The organism is Pseudoalteromonas atlantica, assembly GCA_007988745.1.
GTDB classification, from domain to species: domain Bacteria; phylum Pseudomonadota; class Gammaproteobacteria; order Enterobacterales; family Alteromonadaceae; genus Pseudoalteromonas; species Pseudoalteromonas atlantica.
Genome location: BJUT01000098.1, coordinates 1 through 3,690, shown reverse-complemented (window position 1 = coordinate 3,690; position 3,690 = coordinate 1). Strand labels below are relative to the sequence as shown.

Annotated in this window: 3 protein-coding genes; 1 reads left to right on the top strand and 2 read right to left on the bottom strand. The window is 40.4% G+C overall.

Features of this window, described 5'->3' with window-relative positions; translation table 11 throughout:
- Positions 1 to 501 precede the first annotated feature (501 nt).
- Positions 502 to 1,536, top strand: a complete 1,035-nt coding sequence (locus PAT01_RS19730) for an IS110 family RNA-guided transposase (protein WP_154946045.1) — start codon at positions 502 to 504, stop codon at positions 1,534 to 1,536.
- Between the two features lie 577 nt (positions 1,537 to 2,113).
- On the opposite strand, the gene PAT01_RS19725 is transcribed toward PAT01_RS19730, so the two are convergent.
- Positions 2,114 to 2,452 (bottom strand): antitoxin YezG family protein, encoded by a 339-nt coding sequence (locus PAT01_RS19725; RefSeq protein ID WP_154946044.1) that lies wholly within the window; start codon positions 2,450 to 2,452, stop codon positions 2,114 to 2,116.
- Positions 2,453 to 2,759: 307 nt separating this feature from the next.
- A partial coding sequence (locus PAT01_RS19720; protein WP_154946043.1) for a transposase occupies positions 2,760 to 3,690 on the bottom strand: 931 nt, incomplete at its 5' end.

Genomic DNA, 3,690 nt, shown 5'->3' with positions numbered 1-3,690 from the left:
TATCGCTTGAGTGTGACTGCACAGTCTGACTTTGCGGGTTACCAAAGCTATCCCACTGGTAGTGCGTGGTTGTATCAGCACGTGAGCTTGCCAATGTTTGTTGAATTAACTGGCCTAAGCTGTTGTATACAAAATTGATATTTTGGCTGCTTACGCCTTCATTTTTGCGGGCAATGAGCTGGTTGACGCTGTCGTAGTTGTACGTACAGGTATCGAATAATGCTTGCGCTGGGTGTGTAAGCTGCTGCTGCGTTAAACGGTTAAATACATCAAACTGTTGATTGAGGGTAATGCTGTTACCAAACTGCTCGGTTTGAATATTACCGGCCGTATAGCAATAAAAGTCTTAAGCAAAACTGCTTAAGTCTTCAAACATCCATGTTTTTAAAGAGCGTTTTCATCCCTATTTTTAGGATGGGTGATGAGATGGACGCTCCCCAAAACGGCGTCAATGCGCCAAACTGGTAATTGAACTCACTCAGTTAAAAGGGAACGTCCGTCATGAAAATTAGCACATTATCAATTGATTTGGCAAAAAATGTATTCCAAGTCGCTGGCTTTAATTCTAACCATAAAAGAGAATGCAATAAACGCTTAAACAGGGCTAAACTCAACGCCTTCTTGGCGAATACCCCTCCGTGCCGCGTGGTGATGGAAGCCTGCTACTCTTCCCACTATTGGGGGAGAGTATTTACGTCTTACGGTCATACCGTTGACCTTATTCCTGCACAACACGTTACCCCCTTTGTACGCGGTAATAAAAACGACAGTAACGATGCGCTTACTATTTATGAGGCAAGCTTACGCCCTAACATTAAATTCGTTCCTATTAAAACCGAAGCTCAGCAAGAAGTACTCATGCTCCATAAGATACGTGAGCGACTTCTGCAAAACAGGATTGCTGCAACCAACCAGTTACGCGGTTTATTGGTCGATTTTGGGTATGTATTTCCTGTCGGTATTAAGGCGTTTGAGCAAGGGATAATTGCGTTAGAAAGTGATTCTGAGCTTCGCCCTCAGCTGCGCTTAATGGTGAGTGATATTTACACTGAGTACAAAACCCTTGTTAAACGCATTAAAGCTATTGAAGCGATGCTTACTGCACACGTTGAACGGGATACAAACGCTAAAATACTTCACTCCATTCCTGGTGTGGGTGTGCTCAACGCCTCAGCTTATTCAGCGTCAATCGGGAACGGCCAGGCATTTAAGAGCGCAAAAGAACTCGGTGTGTGGCTAGGGTTAACACCTAAACAATACGCGTCAGGTGATAAAAGTAAAATGTCTGGTATTACTAAACGCGGTAACAGTTATCTACGAAAACAACTTATTCACGGTGCTCGCGCCATTATCGCCAGAAGCCACCATAAAACAGATGCGTTAAGTCAGTGGATAAAGCAATTACGCGAGAAAAAACACTTTAATTGTGTGGTGGTCGCCACCGCACACAGATTGGCGCGACTGATGTGGATATTGCTGACCAAGCAAACTCTCTACTCACCTCAGTTTGTGCAAAATACACAGAAGGATGCTTAATTATTTGCATTTTACATGCCAATCACACCCGAGTTTACGACTTAAGACAGCCCGCCGAAGACGTAGGTTTTAAAACCTGAGTGGATGTTTGGGCACTTAAGTCGTAACATACGCTTATCCTGTATGTACTTCACTTATAATGAAACAAAAAGCGCACGCTAACCAAGGTTAACCAGATAAAGACTCGAGATTTAATCTCGCTTGGGTGAATATTTTTTAGGTCCCTTGGTACGAAGCTCATTAGGAGCATGGCGCATGATAACCATGACACCATAGCTCGAATATATGTCAGTACCTTTGCTTTTTAGCAAGCTTGTGACGCATCATTACTGTGAAATGGGATACATGATAATAAAATAAAGGCATCAATTTTGATGTTTATACATTAGCTCGTCTTGACTTCAAGGGGGCGTCCATATATGTCTTGTTTATTTTATTACCCTAGTAAAAAACTCGCTGAAGGGTGAGCATCATGTAATAACAAAAATGTACTGTAATAGAATAAAAACCACCTAAAAATTTAACTCAGGCGGAGTGTTCATATATGTCTCTGTTATTTTTATACACTCTGTGATTTTTAACTATTCTTTAAAGCACTCAATCTTGGTGGTTCATCGTATGAAAAGTTATATTTGAAAGCACCATCGCTAACGACTTCTAAATCACATATTGTCCAATATCTGTTTTCTAGATCATTTTTAGCCATAACTTCACGCAACTGCTCAAAATACTCTGATGCTTCAAAAGTTAAGTCAAACTCCTCAACCTCTTCATTAAACCAGATTTCACTATCATCACTACTCACAAGCTCCCCATCAATATCATCAATTTCGATATTAATAGTCAACTTATCCCATTCGCTATCAATATTTTGAGCTATTTCTATAATTAATAGTTCTTGAATATTATCGTTCATTTATCCACCTTGCTGATTTTTAAATTTGTACTTTATGGATTTTTCCCCTGCGACCTTATAAGATACAATAAAGTCATCTGGCCTATTAGTTTGATGAACTAAACTAGACAGCCACTCTAATTATACAAGCCAAACTGTGTCATAAAATCTTCTTTTTAGCTTAAAAATTTACCTTTCTTAATCGATTCTTTTCATTTAACCCATTAAAAAAAACATGACCACTATTAAACCTAAATTACACGCATGAAAATAACTGCATGGTGCAGTTGTGATTTATTACTGAATAGTTTTACTGAGCAGTTTAAGTTTATGCTAGAAGCTTTTTGCAGTTACTGATATTCGCGCGCCGTTTTCTGTTTAAGCTTTCACAATAACTTGCTTGTGAGGTAAGCCTGCCTACTGCGCCGTGAAATACGCGTGTAAATTGTGTGCTGAGTTTTAACCAGTTTTCTGGAGAAATATTGACTCTTTCGAGCAAGAGTAATTGTGTACTCTCAATATACCCTCGTTTGTCCTCTCGTATACAGCGCCCTGTTAACTCAACAAGCTCAAGGTACGATTTAAGTTCAAACGGTAGCCCTTTTGGCATAATTTGACGTGGCATGCCTGCAAAGCGGAGCAGTTTTTTTGGTTGTTTGCCCTCTTTTGCGCATATTAGCCGTACTTGAGCACTGGTATGGTCTGATTCTTCTGGTGTATTTGCCATTTTGGCTCTGACAGGGTTTAAATCCACATACGCCATGCAGGCCGCCAATGCAGCTTCATCTAATAACGCTTGCGAACTAAAACGTCCCTCCCAAAACCTGCCAGTGCAGTTATCTTCTTTATTTGCCCTGCGCGCAATGTATTCATTTAACATCCGCATAAACCAGCTAATACTTGACAGGCGCTCTCGATATTCCTTTACCGTTTGATTAAAAAAGATAAGTTCAGCTTTACTTAGCTTTTCACCTTGTATGTACTTTTGAGTAAGGACAGTACCTTTACACAGCTTGCGCCAGCGAATAACAATCGCTTTATCATTCAGTCTATTCGCCTTTTTATCATCAACATACAGGACTAAGTGCGTATGATTGCTCATAACAGCATAAGCACAGACGTCAATACAAAATATCTTGGCTAACTCTAGCAGCTTATCTTCAACCCACCCTCTGCGGTGCTCGTAAGATTGACCAGTAAAATGGTCTTCACCACACAAAAAAGCACGCCGAACACAACGTGATATACAGTGGTAGTAC